General features: G+C 28.8%; 17 protein-coding genes and 1 pseudogene. 12 read left to right on the top strand and 6 right to left on the bottom strand.

Going from position 1 to position 25,573, the window contains the following annotated elements:
- Window positions 1-3 precede the first annotated feature (3 nt).
- The 12 genes and pseudogenes from HGD80_RS04540 (at window position 4) to HGD80_RS04495 (ending at window position 14,990) form a co-directional block, all read left to right on the top strand.
- Window positions 4-1,563 (top strand): ABC transporter substrate-binding protein, encoded by a 1,560-nt coding sequence (locus tag HGD80_RS04540; RefSeq protein ID WP_219474828.1) that lies wholly within the window; start codon window positions 4-6, stop codon window positions 1,561-1,563.
- 62 nt (window positions 1,564-1,625) lie between these two features.
- Window positions 1,626-3,185 carry an ABC transporter substrate-binding protein gene (locus HGD80_RS04535; protein ID WP_219474828.1) on the top strand — a complete coding sequence of 520 codons (1,560 nt, stop codon included), beginning with the start codon at window positions 1,626-1,628 and terminating at the stop codon, window positions 3,183-3,185.
- A 62-nt stretch (window positions 3,186-3,247) separates the two neighbouring features.
- Entirely contained in the window at window positions 3,248-4,807 is a 1,560-nt protein-coding gene (locus HGD80_RS04530) for an ABC transporter substrate-binding protein (RefSeq protein WP_219474828.1), read from the top strand.
- A gap of 62 nt (window positions 4,808-4,869) precedes the next feature.
- A complete protein-coding gene (locus HGD80_RS04525) occupies window positions 4,870-6,429 on the top strand; it encodes an ABC transporter substrate-binding protein (protein ID WP_219474828.1) in 1,560 nt (519 codons plus the stop codon).
- Window positions 6,430-6,491: 62 nt separating this feature from the next.
- A complete protein-coding gene (locus tag HGD80_RS04520) occupies window positions 6,492-8,051 on the top strand; it encodes an ABC transporter substrate-binding protein (protein ID WP_219474828.1) in 1,560 nt (519 codons plus the stop codon).
- A gap of 62 nt (window positions 8,052-8,113) precedes the next feature.
- A complete protein-coding gene (locus HGD80_RS04515) occupies window positions 8,114-9,661 on the top strand; it encodes an ABC transporter substrate-binding protein (RefSeq protein ID WP_219474825.1) in 1,548 nt (515 codons plus the stop codon).
- A 132-nt stretch (window positions 9,662-9,793) separates the two neighbouring features.
- Complete coding sequence (locus HGD80_RS04510; RefSeq protein WP_219474823.1) at window positions 9,794-11,278, top strand: ABC transporter substrate-binding protein; 1,485 nt, start codon at window positions 9,794-9,796, stop codon at window positions 11,276-11,278.
- A gap of 182 nt (window positions 11,279-11,460) precedes the next feature.
- On the top strand, window positions 11,461-12,387 hold the full coding sequence (locus HGD80_RS04505; RefSeq protein ID WP_011160565.1) for an ABC transporter permease: 927 nt from the start codon (window positions 11,461-11,463) through the stop codon (window positions 12,385-12,387).
- A gap of 28 nt (window positions 12,388-12,415) precedes the next feature.
- Window positions 12,416-13,282 carry an ABC transporter permease gene (locus HGD80_RS04500; RefSeq protein ID WP_219474821.1) on the top strand — a complete coding sequence of 289 codons (867 nt, stop codon included), beginning with the start codon at window positions 12,416-12,418 and terminating at the stop codon, window positions 13,280-13,282.
- Window positions 13,283-13,493: 211 nt separating this feature from the next.
- Window positions 13,494-13,622 (top strand): hypothetical protein, encoded by a 129-nt coding sequence (locus HGD80_RS05565; RefSeq protein ID WP_264081088.1) that lies wholly within the window; start codon window positions 13,494-13,496, stop codon window positions 13,620-13,622.
- 2 nt (window positions 13,623-13,624) lie between these two features.
- Window positions 13,625-13,978 (top strand): annotated as a pseudogene (locus tag HGD80_RS05760) (hypothetical protein).
- Entirely contained in the window at window positions 13,953-14,990 is a 1,038-nt protein-coding gene (locus tag HGD80_RS04495) for a carboxypeptidase M32 (protein ID WP_264081087.1), read from the top strand. Before HGD80_RS05760 ends, HGD80_RS04495 begins: the two are co-directional and overlap by 26 nt.
- Before the next feature lie 73 nt (window positions 14,991-15,063).
- Here the strand turns inward: HGD80_RS04495 and HGD80_RS04490 are convergent, their stop codons facing one another.
- The 6 genes from HGD80_RS04490 to glyA all read right to left on the bottom strand — a co-directional run bounded on the left by HGD80_RS04490 (window position 15,064) and on the right by glyA (window position 25,542).
- A complete protein-coding gene (locus HGD80_RS04490; RefSeq protein WP_219474819.1) occupies window positions 15,064-17,802 on the bottom strand; it encodes a cation-translocating P-type ATPase in 2,739 nt (912 codons plus the stop codon).
- Window positions 17,803-17,956: 154 nt separating this feature from the next.
- Window positions 17,957-18,775 carry a YitT family protein gene (locus tag HGD80_RS04485; protein WP_219474817.1) on the bottom strand — a complete coding sequence of 273 codons (819 nt, stop codon included), beginning with the start codon at window positions 18,773-18,775 and terminating at the stop codon, window positions 17,957-17,959.
- 17 nt (window positions 18,776-18,792) lie between these two features.
- On the bottom strand, window positions 18,793-21,495 hold the full coding sequence (ileS, locus tag HGD80_RS04480) for an isoleucine--tRNA ligase (RefSeq protein ID WP_219474814.1): 2,703 nt from the start codon (window positions 21,493-21,495) through the stop codon (window positions 18,793-18,795).
- Window positions 21,496-21,607: 112 nt separating this feature from the next.
- Window positions 21,608-22,699, bottom strand: a complete 1,092-nt coding sequence (gene ychF, locus HGD80_RS04475; protein WP_219474812.1) for a redox-regulated ATPase YchF — start codon at window positions 22,697-22,699, stop codon at window positions 21,608-21,610.
- A gap of 196 nt (window positions 22,700-22,895) precedes the next feature.
- On the bottom strand, window positions 22,896-23,816 hold the full coding sequence (gene rsgA, locus HGD80_RS04470; protein WP_219474809.1) for a ribosome small subunit-dependent GTPase A: 921 nt from the start codon (window positions 23,814-23,816) through the stop codon (window positions 22,896-22,898).
- 475 nt (window positions 23,817-24,291) lie between these two features.
- Window positions 24,292-25,542, bottom strand: coding sequence for a serine hydroxymethyltransferase (gene glyA, locus HGD80_RS04465; protein ID WP_219474807.1), 1,251 nt, complete (start codon window positions 25,540-25,542; stop codon window positions 24,292-24,294).
- Window positions 25,543-25,573: the final 31 nt, after the last annotated feature.

Genomic DNA, 25,573 nt, shown 5'->3' with positions numbered 1-25,573 from the left:
AAAATGAATTTTAAACAATTATTACAAAAATATAAAAAACAATTAGTTATAGGAACAGCAGTTATTTTATTTGTTGTAATGGGTTTTGTAGTCTACAAAAAGCTTTTTAAAACAACTCCCCCAAGAAATAATTTTGTAGTAGCAATGCCAAATGATATTGTAGGTTATGACCCAGGAAATAAAGATCACACTCAAAACGCACAAGGAGATAGATTGTTTTACTGCATCCACTCTGCTTTAATTTCTACAAATGAAAATGGCGATGTTTTGCCTCAAGTAGCTACATCATGGGATAAAGTGGAAAATGAAGATGCCATTATTTTTACTCTAAGAGATGATGTTTTATTTCACAACGGTAAAAAATTAACTGCAAAAGATGTCAAATTTTCTTTTGAAAGAGCAAAAGGAAAACAACACGATGAATATGAAAATATTGAATCAGTTGAAGAATTAGAAGGCGGCACAAAAGTAAAACTAAATCTTAAAGCATTCCCTGCTTTTGCCTATGAAAGCATCGCTAAGCAAAGAATAATAAGCCAAGAAGCAGTTAAACAAGACCAAACAAAAGATCAATTAGAAGGACTTAAGGTTGGTTCAGGTCCTTATCAATTAGTTTCATGGGATTCTTCTGAAAAAGTAATAAATTTAAAACTTTTTGATAAATATTTTGACAAAGAAAAAATAAAAAACAGCCAAAAAGAAATCGTTTTTAAAACCATTTCTAATCAGGATACAGCTTTATTACAGTTAAGCGCAGGGACTGTGGATGCTGTCTTAGACTTTCCAGTAAATAAAGTAGCCGATGCAAAAAAACAAAAAGATATTACAGTTGTTGAAAATGCCGCTGTTAAATGTAGTTATTTAATGATGAATAATCAAAAAGTTGAACTTGAAAAAAGAAAATTAATTGCTCAAGCTTTAGATATTGAAAAAATAATTACTCAACTGGAATTACCAGTTAAACCTTTAAAAACTTTTATCCCCGAAGGAGAAAAAGGTCATAATCCAAATATTTCATATGCTTATAATACAAACACACAAGAAGTTAAAAACCAAGTTAGTCAACTCCCAAATAAACAAATTAAATTCGGGTTTTCTGCTAAGGAAACTCCAGAAGTAGCAAACAAAATAAAAGAACAACTACAAGAAGTAGGTTTTGAAGTAACATTAGACATACCAGAATTTAATACATTCAAAACAAATTTAAAAAAAGGAGATTATGACATTTTGTTTATGAGTGATATGCATGAAATGGCATACGGTCATAAAGTTTTAACAGATTATATGACGCCAAAAAACGAGGGGGATTCTACCCAAGGAACTTGGACTCATATTTCAGGAGACCAAACACTAAAAGATCTTTTAGAACAATCTCAAACAAATATAGATTTAGGTACTTACGTACAAAAAATTCAACAAATTCAAACTCATTTAGACCAAAATAAATATGTTGTTCCTTTTTATCAACAAAACATATATTTCTTAACAAGCAAAAAAGTCCAAGGTCTTACATGCGATCCTTTTACAAGAACTGATTTTACCCAAGTTAAAGTAAGTAAATAAAATTTTATTCATAATAAAAATAATTTTATTTTCAAAACACAAACAAAAAAGGAAATAAAAAAATGAATTTTAAACAATTATTACAAAAATATAAAAAACAATTAGTTATAGGAACAGCAGTTATTTTATTTGTTGTAATGGGTTTTGTAGTCTACAAAAAGCTTTTTAAAACAACTCCCCCAAGAAATAATTTTGTAGTAGCAATGCCAAATGATATTGTAGGTTATGACCCAGGAAATAAAGATCACACTCAAAACGCACAAGGAGATAGATTGTTTTACTGCATCCACTCTGCTTTAATTTCTACAAATGAAAATGGCGATGTTTTGCCTCAAGTAGCTACATCATGGGATAAAGTGGAAAATGAAGATGCCATTATTTTTACTCTAAGAGATGATGTTTTATTTCACAACGGTAAAAAATTAACTGCAAAAGATGTCAAATTTTCTTTTGAAAGAGCAAAAGGAAAACAACACGATGAATATGAAAATATTGAATCAGTTGAAGAATTAGAAGGCGGCACAAAAGTAAAACTAAATCTTAAAGCATTCCCTGCTTTTGCCTATGAAAGCATCGCTAAGCAAAGAATAATAAGCCAAGAAGCAGTTAAACAAGACCAAACAAAAGATCAATTAGAAGGACTTAAGGTTGGTTCAGGTCCTTATCAATTAGTTTCATGGGATTCTTCTGAAAAAGTAATAAATTTAAAACTTTTTGATAAATATTTTGACAAAGAAAAAATAAAAAACAGCCAAAAAGAAATCGTTTTTAAAACCATTTCTAATCAGGATACAGCTTTATTACAGTTAAGCGCAGGGACTGTGGATGCTGTCTTAGACTTTCCAGTAAATAAAGTAGCCGATGCAAAAAAACAAAAAGATATTACAGTTGTTGAAAATGCCGCTGTTAAATGTAGTTATTTAATGATGAATAATCAAAAAGTTGAACTTGAAAAAAGAAAATTAATTGCTCAAGCTTTAGATATTGAAAAAATAATTACTCAACTGGAATTACCAGTTAAACCTTTAAAAACTTTTATCCCCGAAGGAGAAAAAGGTCATAATCCAAATATTTCATATGCTTATAATACAAACACACAAGAAGTTAAAAACCAAGTTAGTCAACTCCCAAATAAACAAATTAAATTCGGGTTTTCTGCTAAGGAAACTCCAGAAGTAGCAAACAAAATAAAAGAACAACTACAAGAAGTAGGTTTTGAAGTAACATTAGACATACCAGAATTTAATACATTCAAAACAAATTTAAAAAAAGGAGATTATGACATTTTGTTTATGAGTGATATGCATGAAATGGCATACGGTCATAAAGTTTTAACAGATTATATGACGCCAAAAAACGAGGGGGATTCTACCCAAGGAACTTGGACTCATATTTCAGGAGACCAAACACTAAAAGATCTTTTAGAACAATCTCAAACAAATATAGATTTAGGTACTTACGTACAAAAAATTCAACAAATTCAAACTCATTTAGACCAAAATAAATATGTTGTTCCTTTTTATCAACAAAACATATATTTCTTAACAAGCAAAAAAGTCCAAGGTCTTACATGCGATCCTTTTACAAGAACTGATTTTACCCAAGTTAAAGTAAGTAAATAAAATTTTATTCATAATAAAAATAATTTTATTTTCAAAACACAAACAAAAAAGGAAATAAAAAAATGAATTTTAAACAATTATTACAAAAATATAAAAAACAATTAGTTATAGGAACAGCAGTTATTTTATTTGTTGTAATGGGTTTTGTAGTCTACAAAAAGCTTTTTAAAACAACTCCCCCAAGAAATAATTTTGTAGTAGCAATGCCAAATGATATTGTAGGTTATGACCCAGGAAATAAAGATCACACTCAAAACGCACAAGGAGATAGATTGTTTTACTGCATCCACTCTGCTTTAATTTCTACAAATGAAAATGGCGATGTTTTGCCTCAAGTAGCTACATCATGGGATAAAGTGGAAAATGAAGATGCCATTATTTTTACTCTAAGAGATGATGTTTTATTTCACAACGGTAAAAAATTAACTGCAAAAGATGTCAAATTTTCTTTTGAAAGAGCAAAAGGAAAACAACACGATGAATATGAAAATATTGAATCAGTTGAAGAATTAGAAGGCGGCACAAAAGTAAAACTAAATCTTAAAGCATTCCCTGCTTTTGCCTATGAAAGCATCGCTAAGCAAAGAATAATAAGCCAAGAAGCAGTTAAACAAGACCAAACAAAAGATCAATTAGAAGGACTTAAGGTTGGTTCAGGTCCTTATCAATTAGTTTCATGGGATTCTTCTGAAAAAGTAATAAATTTAAAACTTTTTGATAAATATTTTGACAAAGAAAAAATAAAAAACAGCCAAAAAGAAATCGTTTTTAAAACCATTTCTAATCAGGATACAGCTTTATTACAGTTAAGCGCAGGGACTGTGGATGCTGTCTTAGACTTTCCAGTAAATAAAGTAGCCGATGCAAAAAAACAAAAAGATATTACAGTTGTTGAAAATGCCGCTGTTAAATGTAGTTATTTAATGATGAATAATCAAAAAGTTGAACTTGAAAAAAGAAAATTAATTGCTCAAGCTTTAGATATTGAAAAAATAATTACTCAACTGGAATTACCAGTTAAACCTTTAAAAACTTTTATCCCCGAAGGAGAAAAAGGTCATAATCCAAATATTTCATATGCTTATAATACAAACACACAAGAAGTTAAAAACCAAGTTAGTCAACTCCCAAATAAACAAATTAAATTCGGGTTTTCTGCTAAGGAAACTCCAGAAGTAGCAAACAAAATAAAAGAACAACTACAAGAAGTAGGTTTTGAAGTAACATTAGACATACCAGAATTTAATACATTCAAAACAAATTTAAAAAAAGGAGATTATGACATTTTGTTTATGAGTGATATGCATGAAATGGCATACGGTCATAAAGTTTTAACAGATTATATGACACCAAAAAACGAGGGGGATTCTACCCAAGGAACTTGGACTCATATTTCAGGAGACCAAACACTAAAAGATCTTTTAGAACAATCTCAAACAAATATAGATTTAGGTACTTACGTACAAAAAATTCAACAAATTCAAACTCATTTAGACCAAAATAAATATGTTGTTCCTTTTTATCAACAAAACATATATTTCTTAACAAGCAAAAAAGTCCAAGGTCTTACATGCGATCCTTTTACAAGAACTGATTTTACCCAAGTTAAAGTAAGTAAATAAAATTTTATTCATAATAAAAATAATTTTATTTTCAAAACACAAACAAAAAAGGAAATAAAAAAATGAATTTTAAACAATTATTACAAAAATATAAAAAACAATTAGTTATAGGAACAGCAGTTATTTTATTTGTTGTAATGGGTTTTGTAGTCTACAAAAAGCTTTTTAAAACAACTCCCCCAAGAAATAATTTTGTAGTAGCAATGCCAAATGATATTGTAGGTTATGACCCAGGAAATAAAGATCACACTCAAAACGCACAAGGAGATAGATTGTTTTACTGCATCCACTCTGCTTTAATTTCTACAAATGAAAATGGCGATGTTTTGCCTCAAGTAGCTACATCATGGGATAAAGTGGAAAATGAAGATGCCATTATTTTTACTCTAAGAGATGATGTTTTATTTCACAACGGTAAAAAATTAACTGCAAAAGATGTCAAATTTTCTTTTGAAAGAGCAAAAGGAAAACAACACGATGAATATGAAAATATTGAATCAGTTGAAGAATTAGAAGGCGGCACAAAAGTAAAACTAAATCTTAAAGCATTCCCTGCTTTTGCCTATGAAAGCATCGCTAAGCAAAGAATAATAAGCCAAGAAGCAGTTAAACAAGACCAAACAAAAGATCAATTAGAAGGACTTAAGGTTGGTTCAGGTCCTTATCAATTAGTTTCATGGGATTCTTCTGAAAAAGTAATAAATTTAAAACTTTTTGATAAATATTTTGACAAAGAAAAAATAAAAAACAGCCAAAAAGAAATCGTTTTTAAAACCATTTCTAATCAGGATACAGCTTTATTACAGTTAAGCGCAGGGACTGTGGATGCTGTCTTAGACTTTCCAGTAAATAAAGTAGCCGATGCAAAAAAACAAAAAGATATTACAGTTGTTGAAAATGCCGCTGTTAAATGTAGTTATTTAATGATGAATAATCAAAAAGTTGAACTTGAAAAAAGAAAATTAATTGCTCAAGCTTTAGATATTGAAAAAATAATTACTCAACTGGAATTACCAGTTAAACCTTTAAAAACTTTTATCCCCGAAGGAGAAAAAGGTCATAATCCAAATATTTCATATGCTTATAATACAAACACACAAGAAGTTAAAAACCAAGTTAGTCAACTCCCAAATAAACAAATTAAATTCGGGTTTTCTGCTAAGGAAACTCCAGAAGTAGCAAACAAAATAAAAGAACAACTACAAGAAGTAGGTTTTGAAGTAACATTAGACATACCAGAATTTAATACATTCAAAACAAATTTAAAAAAAGGAGATTATGACATTTTGTTTATGAGTGATATGCATGAAATGGCATACGGTCATAAAGTTTTAACAGATTATATGACGCCAAAAAACGAGGGGGATTCTACCCAAGGAACTTGGACTCATATTTCAGGAGACCAAACACTAAAAGATCTTTTAGAACAATCTCAAACAAATATAGATTTAGGTACTTACGTACAAAAAATTCAACAAATTCAAACTCATTTAGACCAAAATAAATATGTTGTTCCTTTTTATCAACAAAACATATATTTCTTAACAAGCAAAAAAGTCCAAGGTCTTACATGCGATCCTTTTACAAGAACTGATTTTACCCAAGTTAAAGTAAGTAAATAAAATTTTATTCATAATAAAAATAATTTTATTTTCAAAACACAAACAAAAAAGGAAATAAAAAAATGAATTTTAAACAATTATTACAAAAATATAAAAAACAATTAGTTATAGGAACAGCAGTTATTTTATTTGTTGTAATGGGTTTTGTAGTCTACAAAAAGCTTTTTAAAACAACTCCCCCAAGAAATAATTTTGTAGTAGCAATGCCAAATGATATTGTAGGTTATGACCCAGGAAATAAAGATCACACTCAAAACGCACAAGGAGATAGATTGTTTTACTGCATCCACTCTGCTTTAATTTCTACAAATGAAAATGGCGATGTTTTGCCTCAAGTAGCTACATCATGGGATAAAGTGGAAAATGAAGATGCCATTATTTTTACTCTAAGAGATGATGTTTTATTTCACAACGGTAAAAAATTAACTGCAAAAGATGTCAAATTTTCTTTTGAAAGAGCAAAAGGAAAACAACACGATGAATATGAAAATATTGAATCAGTTGAAGAATTAGAAGGCGGCACAAAAGTAAAACTAAATCTTAAAGCATTCCCTGCTTTTGCCTATGAAAGCATCGCTAAGCAAAGAATAATAAGCCAAGAAGCAGTTAAACAAGACCAAACAAAAGATCAATTAGAAGGACTTAAGGTTGGTTCAGGTCCTTATCAATTAGTTTCATGGGATTCTTCTGAAAAAGTAATAAATTTAAAACTTTTTGATAAATATTTTGACAAAGAAAAAATAAAAAACAGCCAAAAAGAAATCGTTTTTAAAACCATTTCTAATCAGGATACAGCTTTATTACAGTTAAGCGCAGGGACTGTGGATGCTGTCTTAGACTTTCCAGTAAATAAAGTAGCCGATGCAAAAAAACAAAAAGATATTACAGTTGTTGAAAATGCCGCTGTTAAATGTAGTTATTTAATGATGAATAATCAAAAAGTTGAACTTGAAAAAAGAAAATTAATTGCTCAAGCTTTAGATATTGAAAAAATAATTACTCAACTGGAATTACCAGTTAAACCTTTAAAAACTTTTATCCCCGAAGGAGAAAAAGGTCATAATCCAAATATTTCATATGCTTATAATACAAACACACAAGAAGTTAAAAACCAAGTTAGTCAACTCCCAAATAAACAAATTAAATTCGGGTTTTCTGCTAAGGAAACTCCAGAAGTAGCAAACAAAATAAAAGAACAACTACAAGAAGTAGGTTTTGAAGTAACATTAGACATACCAGAATTTAATACATTCAAAACAAATTTAAAAAAAGGAGATTATGACATTTTGTTTATGAGTGATATGCATGAAATGGCATACGGTCATAAAGTTTTAACAGATTATATGACGCCAAAAAACGAGGGGGATTCTACCCAAGGAACTTGGACTCATATTTCAGGAGACCAAACACTAAAAGATCTTTTAGAACAATCTCAAACAAATATAGATTTAGGTACTTACGTACAAAAAATTCAACAAATTCAAACTCATTTAGACCAAAATAAATATGTTGTTCCTTTTTATCAACAAAACATATATTTCTTAACAAGCAAAAAAGTCCAAGGTCTTACATGCGATCCTTTTACAAGAACTGATTTTACCCAAGTTAAAGTAAGTAAATAAAATTTTATTCATAATAAAAATAATTTTATTTTCAAAACACAAACAAAAAAGGAAATAAAAAAATGAATTTTAAACAATTATTACAAAAATATAAAAAACAATTAGTTATAGGAACAGCAGTTATTTTATTTGTTGTAATGGGTTTTGTAGTCTACAAAAAGCTTTTTAAAACAACTCCCCCAAGAAATAATTTTGTAGTAGCAATGCCAAATGATATTGTAGGTTATGACCCAGGAAATAAAGATCACACTCAAAACGCACAAGGAGATAGATTGTTTTACTGCATCCACTCTGCTTTAATTTCTACAAATGAAAATGGCGATGTTTTGCCTCAAGTAGCTACATCATGGGATAAAGTGGAAAATGAAGATGCCATTATTTTTACTCTAAGAGATGATGTTTTATTTCACAACGGTAAAAAATTAACTGCAAAAGATGTCAAATTTTCTTTTGAAAGAGCAAAAGGAAAACAACACGATGAATATGAAAATATTGAATCAGTTGAAGAATTAGAAGGCGGCACAAAAGTAAAAGCATTCCCTGCTTTTGCCTATGAAAGCATCGCTAAGCAAAGAATAATAAGCCAAGAAGCAGTTAAACAAGACCAAACAAAAGATCAATTAGAAGGACTTAAGGTTGGTTCAGGTCCTTATCAATTAGTTTCATGGGATTCTTCTGAAAAAGTAATAAATTTAAAACTTTTTGATAAATATTTTGACAAAGAAAAAATAAAAAACAGCCAAAAAGAAATCGTTTTTAAAACCATTTCTAATCAGGATACAGCTTTATTACAGTTAAGCGCAGGGACTGTGGATGCTGTCTTAGACTTTCCAGTAAATAAAGTAGCCGATGCAAAAAAACAAAAAGATATTACAGTTGTTGAAAATGCCGCTGTTAAATGTAGTTATTTAATGATGAATAATCAAAAAGTTGAACTTGAAAAAAGAAAATTAATTGCTCAAGCTTTAGATATTGAAAAAATAATTACTCAACTGGAATTACCAGTTAAACCTTTAAAAACTTTTATCCCCGAAGGAGAAAAAGGTCATAATCCAAATATTTCATATGCTTATAATACAAACACACAAGAAGTTAAAAACCAAGTTAGTCAACTCCCAAATAAACAAATTAAATTCGGGTTTTCTGCTAAGGAAACTCCAGAAGTAGCAAACAAAATAAAAGAACAACTACAAGAAGTAGGTTTTGAAGTAACATTAGACATACCAGAATTTAATACATTCAAAACAAATTTAAAAAAAGGAGATTATGACATTTTGTTTATGAGTGATATGCATGAAATGGCATACGGTCATAAAGTTTTAACAGATTATATGACGCCAAAAAACGAGGGGGATTCTACCCAAGGAACTTGGACTCATATTTCAGGAGACCAAACACTAAAAGATCTTTTAGAACAATCTCAAACAAATATAGATTTAGGTACTTACGTACAAAAAATTCAACAAATTCAAACTCATTTAGACCAAAAGAAATATGTTGTTCCTTTTTATCAACAAAACATATATTTCTTAACAAGCAAAAAAGTCCAAGGTCTTACATGCGATCCTTTTACAAGAACTGATTTTACAAAAGTCCAATTAAATAAATAAAATATTCAATAAATAATAAATAGATTTATAATTAAATAATTAGGAAAGTAAAAACAAAGCAAAATGAATGAAAAAAAATAAATAAATATATATATAAGTGTTGGAGCTTTAACAGTTATAATTTTAATCATTTTGTGGTGGCAGTTATTCCCAAGCAAAAAACATCAAGACGATAAAGACACAATTAAAATAGCTGTTATATCAGATATCCAAGGATTTGATATTACTTCTCCAGAAAACACTTTTTCTACTTATTCTAATAGATATTTGCGTTTAGTTCATGACACTTTATTAGAAGAAAAAGAAGGTAAAATCATAAGTAAATTAGCTAAATTAGTTGAAAGTGATGCAAATCAAAACCAAGACAAAACTTTATTAAAGTTTGAACTTAGAGATGATATTTTATTTCACAATGGCGTAAATATAACAACTGATGATGTTATATTTACAATCGAAAGAGGACACAAAAATAAACATCCTCAGTTTGAAGAAATCAAAGCAATCAAAAGAATAAACAACATAGAATTTGAAATCGAATTAAAAGAAAAAACGCCTTATTGGCACTTTACTTTTTGTAATTTTATCAGAATCCTAAATAAAAAAGCTGTAGAAGAAAACGAAGAAAAAGGATTACAAATTGGCACTGGACCTTATAAATTAGTTGAATATAAATCAAATGATGAAATCAAAATGGAAAAATTTAATAATTATTACAATAAAGGCACAATTAAAGACAGTCCTAAAACAATCATTTTCAAAATTAATAAAAATAATGATACTAATTTACAACAAGTAGAAAATGGTTCTTTAGACGCTTGTCTGGATTATCCATCTCATAAAATTCAAATTATAAAAAATAAATTAAGCCATAGTGTTGAAGTAGTTGAAAATAAAGATGTTTCAGCTAGATATTTATACATTAATAAAGCTAAAACCTCTCTAGAAACAAGAGAAGCTATTTCTTGGTCGTTAGATATTGAAAAAATAATATCTGATTTGGAAATCCCTGCTCAAAAATTAAAAACTTTTTTGCCAGAAACCTTGAAAGGATTCGATAAAGAATTAGATGCTTATCCAACAAACTTTTTACAAGCTAAAAAATATGTCCAAAAACTAGATAAAACTGCTAAAAAACTTAAAATAGGATGCAGTACAAAATCTGAGTATCTTTTTGAACATAAAATAATAGAACAACTAAGAAAAGTTGGTTTTATAATAGAATTTGCTCCTATGGATTTTAAAGCTTTATTAACAGAAACCAAAAAAGATAACTCTTCTTACAATATGATTTTTTTAGGTGAAAACTATGAATCAAAATGGGGGCATAAAGTTTTACGTGATTATTTTTTAACTAACAACAATCCCAATAATTTTTGTCATATTGATAATGATGATAAAAGCCATATAGAAAATAAATTATTACAAGTTGAAAAAGAAACAAGTGAAGAAAAATATACTAATTTATTAAAAGAAATAAGCCAATATATACATAAAGAATTTTATGTTATTCCTTTATATAGTTATCCTAATTATGTAATTACTTCCAAAAATATCAAACAAGGTTTTAAATCAGATCTTTTCTCACATTTTGATTTTACAAAAATCATAAAAAAATAATGGGTTTTGATTAATACATTTATAAAAAAATTTAATATTAAAAAAATGGTTAATTTTGTTATAGAAAACAAATATGTTTTTTAATACATCAATTAAAAATTAACCTATAATTTTTTATATTATTTAAATCACCCAATAAAAATTCATAAATGAAATATTCTAAATTTTTGAGGTAAATTTCGTTGATAAAATATATTTTTAAAAAAAGTTTATACACTATAACATTATTTATAACAGTCATATTTATCAGTTTTTTTACTATGAAAATGATACCAGGTGATCCTGTTGATGCTATGTTTGAAAAAGGACTTACTCCTGAACTAAGAAAATTAAAGGAAAAGGAATTAGGATTAGATAAACCTTTAAAAACTCAATTTATAAATTATTTCAAAAATATTTTTATAGGAGATTTTGGAAAATCTTATTATGGCACAAAAGAGCCAGTTTTCAACCTTTTTACAAAAGCTTTTACTAATACCTTTAAATTGGCTTTTTTAAGTTGTTTTTTTGGTTCTTTATTAGGGATTTTTTTAGGAGCATTATCAGCTTTTTATGAAGGGTCCAAAAAAAGCTTTATACTAGATTTTTATTCTATTATCATCATTTCTTCTCCTAGTTTTATCATTGGCATCTTATTGCAACTTACATTAGGTCATTATTTAAGATTATTCCCAGTAGCTGATTTTGATACTCCTAAACATGTGGTTTTGCCTATTTTAACTCTTTCTTTATTAATATCGGGTTCTGTTTTTAAAACTACTAAAACAAGCATGGAAGAATGTTTGTCACAACCATATATCAAAACGGCCTATTCTAAAGGATTGTCTAAAAAAAATATTATTTTTAAGCACGCTTTAAAAAATGCTTTAATTCCTGTTGTAGCACACATCGGTTTACTTCTAAGTTTTTTAATCGGTGGTTCTATTATTACAGAAAATATTTTCGAAATAAAAGGGGTAGGTGTTTTAATAAAACATGCATTTGATAATAGAAATTATCCTGTTATTCAATGTTGTATTATTTTACTCGCTTTATTTATAGCTATTTGGAATTTATTTCTAGACTTAGTGTATGCTTGGTTAGATCCCAAAATTAAACAAAAGGGATAAATATGCAAAAAGGATACAATCATTTATTATGAAAAAAAACTTTAAACCATTTCTTTTTTTCCAAAAAAAATTAAAATATTGGGCAAAAAATAAAAATATTTTATTTGGTTCTTTATTTTTAACTATCTTATTTTTGGCTGTTTATTTAATTCCTTTTACTCCTTTATATAAAAATCCTGATGCATCATCTCATTATAAACGTTTACAAAACATTAGTTTAAAACATCTCATGGGAACAGATTCTACTGGACATGATTTATTTAATAGAATGTTAAAAGGAACTAAAAAATCTTTAACTATAGGTTTTTGTTCTATTATGATAGCTAGTATAATAGGAACGTTATTAGGAATTATTTCAGGTTATTTCAAAAATATTTTTGATAATATCATTAATTTTATATGTGATATTTTAGTAGTTTTTCCTGATGTTATTTTAGCTATTTTAATTATGTTTTTTTTGAAAGACAACAAAAAATTATCATTAATAATTGCTCTAAGTATTTCTAATGCTCCTACTTTTATTCGAATCATAAGAGCAAATACCATGAAAATTAGGCAAAAAGGTTTTATCAAAGCTTCTAAAGCTTTAGGATCAAATGAATTTTGTATAATTTTCAAACATGTTTTGCCTCATCTATGGTCTATTATTATCACAAGAATAACAATAGGTATGGCAACAGTTATTTTAACAATATCGGGGTTAAGTTTTGTTGGATTAGGTCTCGATCCTACAATTCCTGAATGGGGCAATATTTTAAATGCTAGTAGAAGTGATATTAGATTCTATCCTCATTTATTTTTTGGACCTTTTATCATTATTTTATTAACTAGTTTATCTTTTAATTTAATAGGTAAAGGTTTGATCCAAATTTTTAATCCAAAAGATGCAAATTAGAAAATAAAATATTTGCAAACTTACACACCATTAAAATCGCAATAAACAAAATAATAATTTATTAAAAATTAAAGTTTGATTTATACTTAAATCAAACTATTTTTTTCAACTTTAATAAAAAAACAAAGCTTTTTTCAAAAATTAACCTCTCATAAACCCATCGCAAAAAACATTTGTTTACAAATAATATAAATAACTAAGGAATCCTTATATGTCAATTAATTATCAAAAATTAGAACAAAGATTTGAAAAAATTGGTCGTTTAGAAAATATTATCAATATATTAAACTGGGATATGGCTTGCAACATTAAAAAGGCTCCCAAGAAAGCCGCACTTTAGAAATCATCGATTTAACCCAAATTATAAAAAAACTATTAACTTCACAAGAAACCAAAAATTTGCTTTTACAAGCACAACAAGAACAAGAAACTCTCAATTCTTGGCAACAAGCTAATCTACGAGAAATAACATCCAAAATACAATCCGAAGAAATAATCCCTGAAGAACTACAAAATAATTTAATTTTAGCAACTACCAAATCAGAAATAATGTGGAGATAAGCCAAAAAAAATAATGATTATAACAGCTTCAAACCTTATTTTCAAAAAGTACTCAATTACACCAAAGAAGTAGCAAATCTCAGATCCCAAAAATTAGGCGTATCTTTGTATGATGCTCTCATCGGATCAATATGACCCTGGAATGACTGCTACCAAAATCAAACAAATATTTAACGTCATCAAAGAAAAATTACCACCTTTAATGAAAACTATTTTGCAAAAACAAGAACAAGAAAAACACCTTTACAAAGATATTGCAATGACTTTAGAAAACCAAAAAAAATTAAATCAAATCATTATACCCAAAATAGGATTTGATTGCAATTATGGTCGCCTAGATGAATCCATCCACCCTTTTTGTGGAGGCACTCCTTATGATGTTCGCCTTACTTCCAATTATAATACAAACAAATTTTTAGATAGTTTTTTAGCCACTATACACGAAGTAGGACACGGTTTATACGCCCAAAATTTACCCCAACAATACAAAAATCAACCAGTAGGCACTCCACGAAGCTTTTCTTTTGATGAAAGCCAATCTTTATTAATGGAAAAACAAGTTGCTAAATCTCAAGAATTTTTAACTTACTTAGTAGATATTTTAAAAACAGAATTAAATTTTTACAATCCTTCATTAACTCCACAAAATTTATTTAAACAAGCCAACCAAGTAAAACCTGATTTTGTTCGTATTTATGCTGATGAAGTAACTTATCCTTTCCATGTTATTTTGCGTTTTGAAATTGAAGAATTATTAATTTCTGATCAGCTGTCTTTGGATGATTTACCTCACTTTTGGAATTGCAAAATGAAAGAATATCTAGGCATTGCCCCACCCAACGTAGGTCTTGGATGCTTGCAAGATATTCACTGGCCTCAAGGAAGTTTTGGTTATTTCCCTAGCTATTTAAATGGAGCTATTTTAGCATCTATGATAATGAAAAACGTTCAAAAAGCAAATCCTAATATTAAAGAGGGCTTTAAAACAGGCAAATTTGAAACTTTAAATCAATATTTAGATCAAAAAATAAGAAACTGGGGTTCTTTTTATACCAACCAAGAATTTGTGTTCAAAGTAACAGGCATGCCCCAAATTAACCCTGAAACCTTTTTACAATATTTAGAAAATAAATATTTGAATAATTAATTTAAGAATATAAAAAAAGACTCTTTCAAGAAGAGCCTTTTTTGTTTTTTAATATCATCTACATTTATGGCATTTACAATGACAAAATCTTTTTTTTAATTTCTACAAATAACAAAGGCAACAAAGATAGTAATAAAATGATTACAAAATCTTTTGTTGTTAAAGAAATTAATTGAAATAAATCTCTTAAAAAAGGGACAAAAATTATGATGAATTGCAAAAATACACTAATGGCAAACGTTTTAATCAAAAAGGAATTTATTTTTAACTTAAAAACAGAAGTGCAAAAACTTCGCAAATTCCATACATGAATCAATTGTGAAAACGCCAAAACCATAAAAGCAAAAGTTTGAGCATATCTTATTTTATCACTATCATGATTATAATATCCTATTAAAGAAGCCACAAAAGCCAAAAGACCAATTAAAAATCCTTCCAAAATAATTTTTTGATAAGTTTTTTTATTTAGCAAACTTCCTTTAGGATTATAAGTTTTTGGCGACATAGAATTTGTTTCTTGTGGTTCGATTCCCAAAGCCATTGCCGGCAATGAATCAGTAACTAAATTAATCCAAAGAATTTGTAAAGCAGTCAAAATTTTAAAATCACACCCAAAAAAGAAAATTCCTAAAAAATTACCAAGCAAAATCAAAATAATTTCACCAACATTACAACTCAAAAGAAAAACTAAACTTTTTTTAATATTATTAAAAATATTTCGCCCTTCTTCTAAAGCATTCGTAATAGTAGCAAAATTATCATCTGTTAAAATCATATCTGATGCCATTTTACAAACATCAGTGCCTGCAATTCCCATAGCAATCCCCACATTGGCTTGTTTAATGCTTAAAGAATCATTTATGCCATCTCCTGTCATTGCCACCACAAAACCTTTTTTTTGCCAAGCTTTCACAATTTTTAATTTATGATGAGGATTAGTTCTTGCATAAACTTTAATTTGCAATAATTTTTCCAAAAATTCTTCCTCTGGCATTTGAGCTAATTCATCTCCTGTAATGGCTAAATCTTGAGGTTGGGATAAAATATTTAATTTTTTGGCAATCACAAAAGCAGTTTTTAAATGATCCCCTGTAATCATAATCGGAGTGACGCGTGCTTGATTGCATTTAAAAATGGCTTGCATAACTTCTTTTCGAATGGGATCTTCCATCCCCACTGCCCCTAAAAAAATAAGATCTTGTTCAAAAATATCAGGATTGTTTTTAAGATTCGTCTCTAAATCAAGAGAAAATACACGATAAGCAACTCCCAAAACTCGCAAAGATTGCTCACTTAATTGACTAATTTGTTTTTCTAATATTTTTATTATTTTAGTATCTTTTGCAATGGTTTGTTCTTGATATTGAACTTGACTACATTTTTGCAACAAAACTTCTGGAGCACCTTTAGTAATGGCATAAATAAATCCGTCTTTATGATGAAAAGTAGTCATCAATTTCCTTTGGGAATCAAAGGCAATTTCTGCAAATCGAGGATATTGCTTTTGGAGTAAAAACGCATCATATTGATAAAAAAAAGCTAAATTAATAAAGGCTTTTTCAGTAGGATCAGCAATAATTTCTAAGTTGTTTGAAGTTTTATCGTTGGTTGTTTTTGCAACACTAATCAAAGCATCATTACATAAAATACCAAATAAAAGCAACTTTTCTAAATTAAAGGGTTTGGTTTCATTAATATTTTCCACACAAAAGGGACTTATTTTTTCCAAAGAATTACAAACTATAATTTTTTTAACAGTCATATTATTTTGGGTTAAAGTTCCTGTTTTATCAGTACAAATAACATTAACAGCTCCCAAAGTTTCTAAGGTTTTTAAATTTTTGACAATAGCTTTTTTAAGAGCAAGTTTTTTCATTCCCAAAGCCAAAATTAAAGTCATAATAATTAATAAACTTTCAGGAATAGCAGCAACTGCAAGAGCAATGGCATCCAAAAAAGTATGTTTCAAAATGTGAGAGCTAAAAGTTGAGTTGTAAATGTTTTTAAAAATCGTCCACAAGCCATTAAGGAAAATAATAATACCAATTATCAAAGTTAACTTTTTAGTTAATTTGGCAATATTTTGTTCTAATGGCGTTTTTTCTTGTTGGGGTTGAGAAATAAACTGGGTAATTTTTCCAATTTCAGTTTGCATTCCTGAAGCAAAAACCACTCCTTTAGCTCTTCCTTTTAAAATAACAGTATTCATAAAAGCCATGTTTTGATTAGTAAGAGCTGCATTTTGGACACAAACACAAGCACTTTTTAAAACAGCTTGTGATTCTCCTGTAAACAAAGATTCATCTACATATAAATTAAATGTTTCTAAAAGTATCATATCAGCTGGAATAATATCACCAGTTTCTAAAATGACAATATCTCCTATCACTAAATTTTGCATAGGAATTAAAAGCGGTTTGCTATCTCTTATTACTTTGGCATTAAGGGAAGCTTTTTTTGATACATTAGCTAAAACTTTTTGGGTTTTAGTTTCGTAATAAATACTTAAAAAGGCGTTAAGAAGGACAATAATCAAAATAAAACAGCCTTCCAAAAGTTCTTCTTTGTTTCCTTGTAAAATACCAATCACGAAATTAATTGTAGCTGCTAATAGAAGGACAATAACTAAAAAATCTTTAAATTGTTGTTGGAATTGATGCCAAAAAGTGGGTTTGGCAAGGGATTGAATTTGATTTTTACCGTTAATTTGAAGTCTTTGCAAGGCTTCTTGGGAAGTAAGCCCTTTTGTGATTTTGGTTTGTAACAATGCTTGCGATTGTTCAGGGTTTTTTTGACTAAATGAATGTTTCATTAAAATTCCTTTAATTTAATATAAATACAAAAAATATTTTGTGCAAAGCAAAAAGTAAAAATTTCAATTTGTTTTGCATGTATTATGAAATTGAGTTTTACAACTAATAAAAATAAGTGAAGCGTGCAAATAAAATAAAAAAAACTAAACTGTTTTAGCAGTTTAGTTTCGTTTCTTTTTGGAGAACAGAAGTTATCAATCCCATAAATAAGGCAGATAATTTAATACGTAAAACAGTATAAAAAAGTGATAAAGATATTTGTGTAGTAAGTTCTTTGAGACCTGTTTCTTTATAAAAATATTCAATAATAAAAACACCCACAGCACCAAAAATCATAAGAGTATAGCCAAACATTTCTACTACAAAAGAGATATCTTTTTTCTTATAAACAGATAAATATTTAGCAACAATATCAAGTCCCCCAGTAGAAGCACCAATTCTTACAGGAATACCATTAAAAATACCTATTAAAATACCTGCAAAAAAAACTCTGGTAAGATCGCTTAAAAAATCACTTTCAGTTTTGAATATTCCAAAAAATCGTTCAGTATGATATAAAAAACCTTGTTTAACTTGGTTTTCAATAAAAAACACTGAAACAAAAAGAAGGACAGTTGCAAATGCAGTAGTAATGGTAAAATATTTACCCAAATAACGACGAGAGATAAAAAACAATAAGAAAACATTAACAACAAAGTAAAAAGTGCCAGCAATAACTATAATATTGTTGGTTTCAATCTTTCCTGCTTTATGTAATAATTTACCTATTACATTGCCTAAACCAATAAACCCAGTAGGAAAAAGATCAGTTTTATATCCGCCATCTCGGGTGCAATCAAAAGCCCAAACAGAAACTAAAACATATACTATTAAGGATAAGGATAAAATTAATATTTTTTTAAATTCTTTAACATATTTAATTTTTTTCTTTATTGGAGGAAATTTTTCAATATTTTCCATACCATTTTTCATAATAAACCTATTTTCTTTTATTTTAATATATTTTGGCAACGCGTGCACAAAGGAGTAAGGGGTTTGGTGATTACTACATTCCAACATCTTTGACAAACATACCCAGAAGCTTTGGCAACTTTAACATCAAAAGTATCTTTTAATTGAAGTGTTACTTTAGAGACTATAAAAAGTTGATGCAATTGATCTTTAATTTGTAAAACATCCAAAGCATGCATTTCTTCTTGGGTTAATGATAACGTAATATGGGCTTGCAAAGAAGAATTAATAAGCCCACTTTGTCTTGCTTTTTCCAAATATTGTAAAACGTTTTTTCTTAATGTTAAAAATTTATGATATTCTAATAAAAGATGAGAAGTTGGACGTGCTTTGAGTTGTGGCATTTTTTCTAAATAAATATCTTTTTCCACAGCAAAAGGAAAAAAGCCGTAAACTTCTGAAGTAGTGTGAGGAATAATTGGAGTTAAAACTTGTAAAAGCGATAATAACAAATCATAGATAGTTGATTGAATCATCTTTCTTTCTTTGTGATCTTCTTTTTCGATGTATAAAATATCTTTGGCAAAATCGAGATAAAAAGCACTGATTTTATTAGTAATGAAGGGGAATAAATGCCTTAAAACACCTTCAAAGTTATAAGTATCATAAGAATGTAGTACGTTTTTTAACACTTCTTCAAAATCTAGCATCATTGCTTGATGGATAAAAGTTCTTTGTTCAAAGGCAATATAATTAGTATCTTTTTTAAAATTATCTAAATTACCTAACATAAAACGGAAGGTGTTTCTAATTTTGCGATAAAGATCTTCTACTTGTTTTAAAATGGAAGGATTAATGCGCACATCAAGATTATAATTAGTGTTTGCAACCCATAAACGAATAATATCTGCTCCTTTTTGTTCAGCAACAGTTAATGGATCGATGACATTGCCCAAAGATTTAGACATTTTTTTGCCTTCGCCATCAAAAACAAAACCATGGGTAATAACAGTTTTATAAGGAGCTTGATTTTGAGTGGCTACAGAAGTAATTAAAGAAGAATTGAACCAACCACGATATTGATCAGAGCCTTCCAAATAAACATCACTTTGTAAAACTTGATTACGTTTTTTAAAAACACTATAAGAAGTTCCTGAGTCAAACCAAACATCCATAATATCTAGTTCTTTGGTAAACAAATTGTTAGGACTTTGGGGATGAGTGTAGTTTTCAGGAAGTAGTTTTTTAACATCCCATTCATACCAAATATCCATTCCATGCTGTTCGAATAAATCAGCTACATGATTAATTAATTTTAAATCTAGAATGGGTTGATGGGTTTCGGTGTAAAAAATAGGAATGGGGACCCCCCAAGTTCTTTGACGACTAATATTCCAATCCTCACGATTATTAATCATATTAGTCATTTTTAATTCTCCCCAACGTGGAATCCACGTAACTTTTTGGGTTTCTTCTAGCAAAAGAGATTTAATTTTTTTAATAGAGACAAACCATTGAGGAAGTGCAAGAGAAATAACTGGTTTTTTAGTGCGCCAATCATGAGGATAGGAGTGCAAAATTACATCTGCTTTAAGCAAAGAATGGTCTTTTTCTAAATCAGAGATGATAGCTTCGTTGGCTTTGGTGTAAAATAGACCTTGATATTTGGAAACATCTGTCATCATACCTTTTTTATCAATACTACAAACAACATCTAAATTATATTTTTGACCTACTAAAAAATCGTCCAAACCGTGTCCTGGAGCGATGTGGACTAGTCCTGTTCCTTCTTCATCCAAAACGTGTTGTGATAAAATTATTTTTCCGAATTTGGAAACAAGGTGATTTTGGTAAGTTAAATGTTCTAAGGTTTTTCCTTCAAAAGTGGCAACAACTTTGATGTGTTCTTTATTCCAAGCAAAAACTTTTTGAAGAAAAGGAATGTTTTTAGTTCCTACCAAATAGCGTTTTTGTAAAACTTCAATTAATTGATATTCTTTTTCGGGATGCACCGCAATTGCTACATTGGCAGGCAAAGTCCAAGGAGTAGTTGTCCAAATTACCAAAGCCACATTGTCAAAAATATCTAGTTTTTTCATACTAAAAGCAACATAAACAGAAGGAGATTGGTGATTGTGGTACTCTAATTCTGCTTCTGCTAAAGCAGATTCTAAAGTAGGCGACCAATGAATGGGTTTGAGTGCTTTAAAAATTAAGCCTTTGTCAACCATTTGTCCAAAAATTCTTACCTGATCAGCAACAAAAGTTTTATCCAACGTTAAATAAGGATTTTGCCAATCTCCTAAAATACCTAATCTTTGAAATTGCTGTTTTTGATTATTAACATTTTCCAAGGCAAATTCTTGACATTTATCTAGGAAAGACTTTCTGGTAAAAGCATTTTTAGAAGTTTTTTTAAGAACTGCTGCCTCAATTGGCAAACCATGAGTATCCCAACCAGGAATTAAAGGAGTGTAAAAACCTTGCATACTACGAAAACGAACAATAAAATCTTTTAAAATTTTGTTTAAGGCGTGTCCCATATGAATATTGCCGTTAGCATAAGGAGGTCCATCGTGCAAAATAAAAGGGTTGTTGTCTTGATTTTGTTGTAATTTTTTTTGATATAAGTCAAGTGTTTGCCAATGTTTTTGAATGTTAATTTCGTTTTTGCCTAAATTTCCTTTCATAGAAAAATCAGTTTTTGGCATCAAAAGAGTTGTTTTATAATTTGTTGTCATATCTTTTTTATCTCCTTATTTTTAGGTTGTTAAATTGATAATTTGTTATTTGGGGGGGTTAAAGTTGAAAATAAAAAAAACGAATTTCAAAATTAAAAGTTTGAATATTAAACTAAACATTAAATCTAAAAGTAATAATATCACCATCTTTAACTATGTATTCTTTGCCCTCAATGCGAACTTTGCCTTTTTCTTTGCTTTTTTGAAAAGTTTGGGCTTCTAATAAATCAAGGTAAGAAACAACTTCGGCTTTAATAAAACCTTTTTGTAAATCGGTGTGAATAATGCGAGCGCATTCAGGAGCTTTAAGACCTTTTTTAAAAGACCAAGCGCGAACTTCTTTAGGTCCTGTAGTAAAATAAGTTTGGAGACCTAAAAGAGCATAACTTTCTTGAATTAATTTAGTAAGCCCTGATTCTACAAGACCATAGTCCTTTAAAAAAAGTTGCTTTTCTGCAAAGTCTAAAGACGATATTTCTTTTTCTAATTGCACACACAAAGGAATTACTTTTTTGGATTCTTTAGTAGCATACGCTAAAACTTGTTGATAAAAAACGTTGGAATCCAAAGATAATAAATCATGTTCTTTAATGTTGGCTAAATAAAGGGAAGGTTTTAAAAACAACAAATTAAAGGTTTTGACAAGCTTTAATTCTTCATCCGAAAAAACCAATTTTTTTAAATCTTGGGTAGTTAAATGGGTTTTAATTTTGGTTAATAACGCTTTTTCTTGCAATAATTCTTTGTCAAGTTTATTTTTTTGTTTACCCAGTTTAAGTAAGCGTTTTTCAATTTGTTCTAAATCTGCTAAAGCTAGTTCTGTTTGAATAATATCAATTTCTTCTACAGGATTATTCGTTTCTGTCACATGAGCAATATTTGGGTCTTCAAAACATTTAACCACATGACAAATAGCATCTACATTGCGAATATGACTTAAAAATTGATTGCCAAGCCCTTCGCCTTTGGAAGCTCCCGCCACTAAACCTGCAATATCTTTGAATTCTATCAAAGCAGAAATAGTTTTTTGAGATTGAAAAATTTGAGATAAAGTTTGGAGACGCGAATCTGAAACTTCTACAATGCCAACATTAGGTTCGATAGTGGCAAAAGGATAATTAGCTTCTAAAACTTGCATTTTAGTTAAAGCATTAAATAAGGTAGATTTGCCCACATTTGGCAAACCAATAATTCCGACTTTCATTTTTGAGTTTCCTTATGGTATTTTATTTTGTAAAAAATAATTGGTTGGTAAAAAAAGGGGGTGGTTTTTTTTTGGTTGGGGGTAAAATGCGATTTTACAATTGTGTAAAAAATAGATAAAATGCAATCTTGTAGCAATCCTTAAATTGAGTTCTAAAATGATGCTATAAAAAAATGTGCAAAAAAATAAAAAATAACTAATATTTAAGTTGGTTTTTGATTTCTTCGTAAAAGCTCACATAATTTTGATATCGAGAGGGAAGTATTTTGCCGTTTTCTAAGGCTTTTTTAACGCCACATTTTTCTTCTTGCAAATGAAGACAACTTTCAACAAAAAAACAATCACAAACATGTTCTACAAAATCAGGATAAAAATTCTTTAAAGTCCTAGGGCAAAAAGTAGTTAAGTCTAGTTTGGAAAAACCAGGAGTATCAACAATAAAACCACCATTAAACTCGTATAATTGGGCGTTTTTGGTGGTATGTTTGCCTCTGCCAAGACTTTCAGAAATTTCTTGTGTTTTGAGTTTGGCATCCGGAATTAAGGCTTTGAGTAAGGTCGATTTTCCTACTCCGGTTTGTCCTGCCAAAACTGTAATTTGATTAGCAAAAATGTGTTTAAGGGCATCTATTCCTATTTTTTGCTTGGAGTTAATATAATAAAAGGGTTGAAATTTTTGGTAATAAGATAATTGTTGTTGCATTGTTGTAAGGTTTTCGGGTTCTAACAAATCTATTTTAGAAAAAACCAAAACTACATCTAATTTTTGTTGTTCTAAAATTAATAAAAACTTATCTAATAAAAGAAATTGAAAATTGGGCTTTACTAACGAAAAAACTAGCAATACCTGGTCAATATTGGCAACATTAGGTCTTTTTAATTCATTTTTACGAGGCAAAATAGATTGAATTAAATAAGTATCACAAGAAAGTTCATAAAACACAATATCGCCTACTTTAATAATAAAGTCAGAGGCAGAACTATTTTCTTTTTGGGTAGTTTTGATATCAGGGGTTTTTAATTTGCCTCTTTTTTTAGCTTCCAAAATAATTTGAGTTTCTAAATCTTTAATATAATAAACTCCAGCCAAAAATCTTAATACTAAAGCTTTTTCCAAATAATAACTCCTTTTTATATTTTGAAATCTTTTTTAATTATTTTTTTCTTATTTTGTCTAAATTACCTTTTAAAAATTTTTAAATTGTCTGTGTGTGTGCGATAAAAAATGCTAGATACTAATTTATTCTAATTTGAGTAACTTTTTTATAATTAATTAAAAAACCATTAATTATTTTTATTATAACATATAAAAAAACAATAATTACATATAAAGATAAATTGGGTTTAAATAAGCAAAAGCAGAGTTTATTTGCTAATGTTTTTATGGGTGTGACTTTGACAAATGGGATGTTTTTTGCAAAATAAAAAAGTTTTGGGGGGGCAAAAATTGTTACATAAAAAAGGAAGGACCCCTTAATAAAAAGGAGTCTTTTGTTAATGTTTTATTAATATTTTGTTAATGGAATTAGGCAAGAAAAAATGTAGGATTACAAAATAATTATTTTTATGTTTGAAAATAGGGATGTTGTTTTTTACTTATTAAATTTACTTAATAAAGCCAAAACTTGTTGTTTAATTTGGGCTAAATAAGATTCGTCGTCCAAGTGATTGATAGCTTTGTCCATCAAATCTGCAACTAAAATAAAATCATTTTCTCTAAAACCTACTGTTGTCATAGCAGGTGTGCCAATTCTAATACCACTTGTAACAAAAGGTTTTTCTTGATCAAAAGGAATGGTATTTTTGTTGACAACAATATTTATTTTTTCTAACATGTTTGCAATTTTGGATCCTGTAAACTCAGGATTTTTATGTTTAACATCAATTAAAAATAAATGATTATCAGTGCCTCCGCTTACAATGCGATAACCTTTTTGTTGGAAGGCTTTAGCAAAGGTGTTTGCATTTTTGATAACTTGCTTTTGATATTTTTTAAAGGAAGGCATCATCGCTTCTTGAAAAGCAACAGCTTTAGCTGCAATAGTATGAATACAAGGTCCTCCTTGAATACCTGGAAAAATACCACGATTTATTTTTTTAAATACTTCTTCTTTATTGGTTAAAATCAAACCTCCACGCGGTCCTCTCAGCGTTTTGTGCATAGTAGAAGTAACAACATCAGCGTTAGCTTCAAAGGGACAAGGATGAAGCCCACAAGCAACTAAACCTGCAATATGGGCAATATCTGCCATTAAATAGGCATTAACTTCATCAGCAATTTGACGAAACTTTTTAAAATTAATAGTTTTAGAATAAGCCGAATATCCCGCAATAATTAATTTAGGTTTAACTTTTAAGGCAACTTTACGAATTTCATCATAATCAAGAATTTCAGTTTGGGGATTGACATTATAAAAATGAGCTTCATAAAAACCACCAGAAAAACTTAATTTATGACCGTGAGTAAGATGTCCTCCATCCATTAAAGATAATCCTAAAATTTTGTCACCAGGTTTTAATAAGGCTTGAAATGCTCCCATATTGGCTTGTGAACCTGAATGAGGTTGGACGTTTGCATATTTAGCACCAAACAGCTTGGTTGCTCTTTGAATGGCAATTTTTTCTATTTGATCTACATTTTTACAACCATTATAATATCTAGCTTGAGGATAACCTTCTGCATATTTGTTAGTCAAAATGCTTCCTTGGGCATCTAATACTGCTTGAGAAACAAAATTTTCCGAAGCAATTAATAAGATATTTTCTTTTTGTCTAATTTTTTCTTGTTCAATAAGATCAAAGATTTCTTGATCTTGATCTTTTAATCCTAACTTTTGATTCATTTGGGTACAACCTTTTTCTTTTTTTATTTTT

This window comes from Paulownia witches'-broom phytoplasma (genome assembly GCF_019396865.1).
In the GTDB taxonomy this organism is placed as follows: domain Bacteria; phylum Bacillota_I; class Bacilli_A; order Acholeplasmatales; family Acholeplasmataceae; genus Phytoplasma; species Phytoplasma asteris.
Note: the sequence above shows the minus strand (reverse complement) of the source record. Positions and strands in the feature narration are given on the sequence as shown.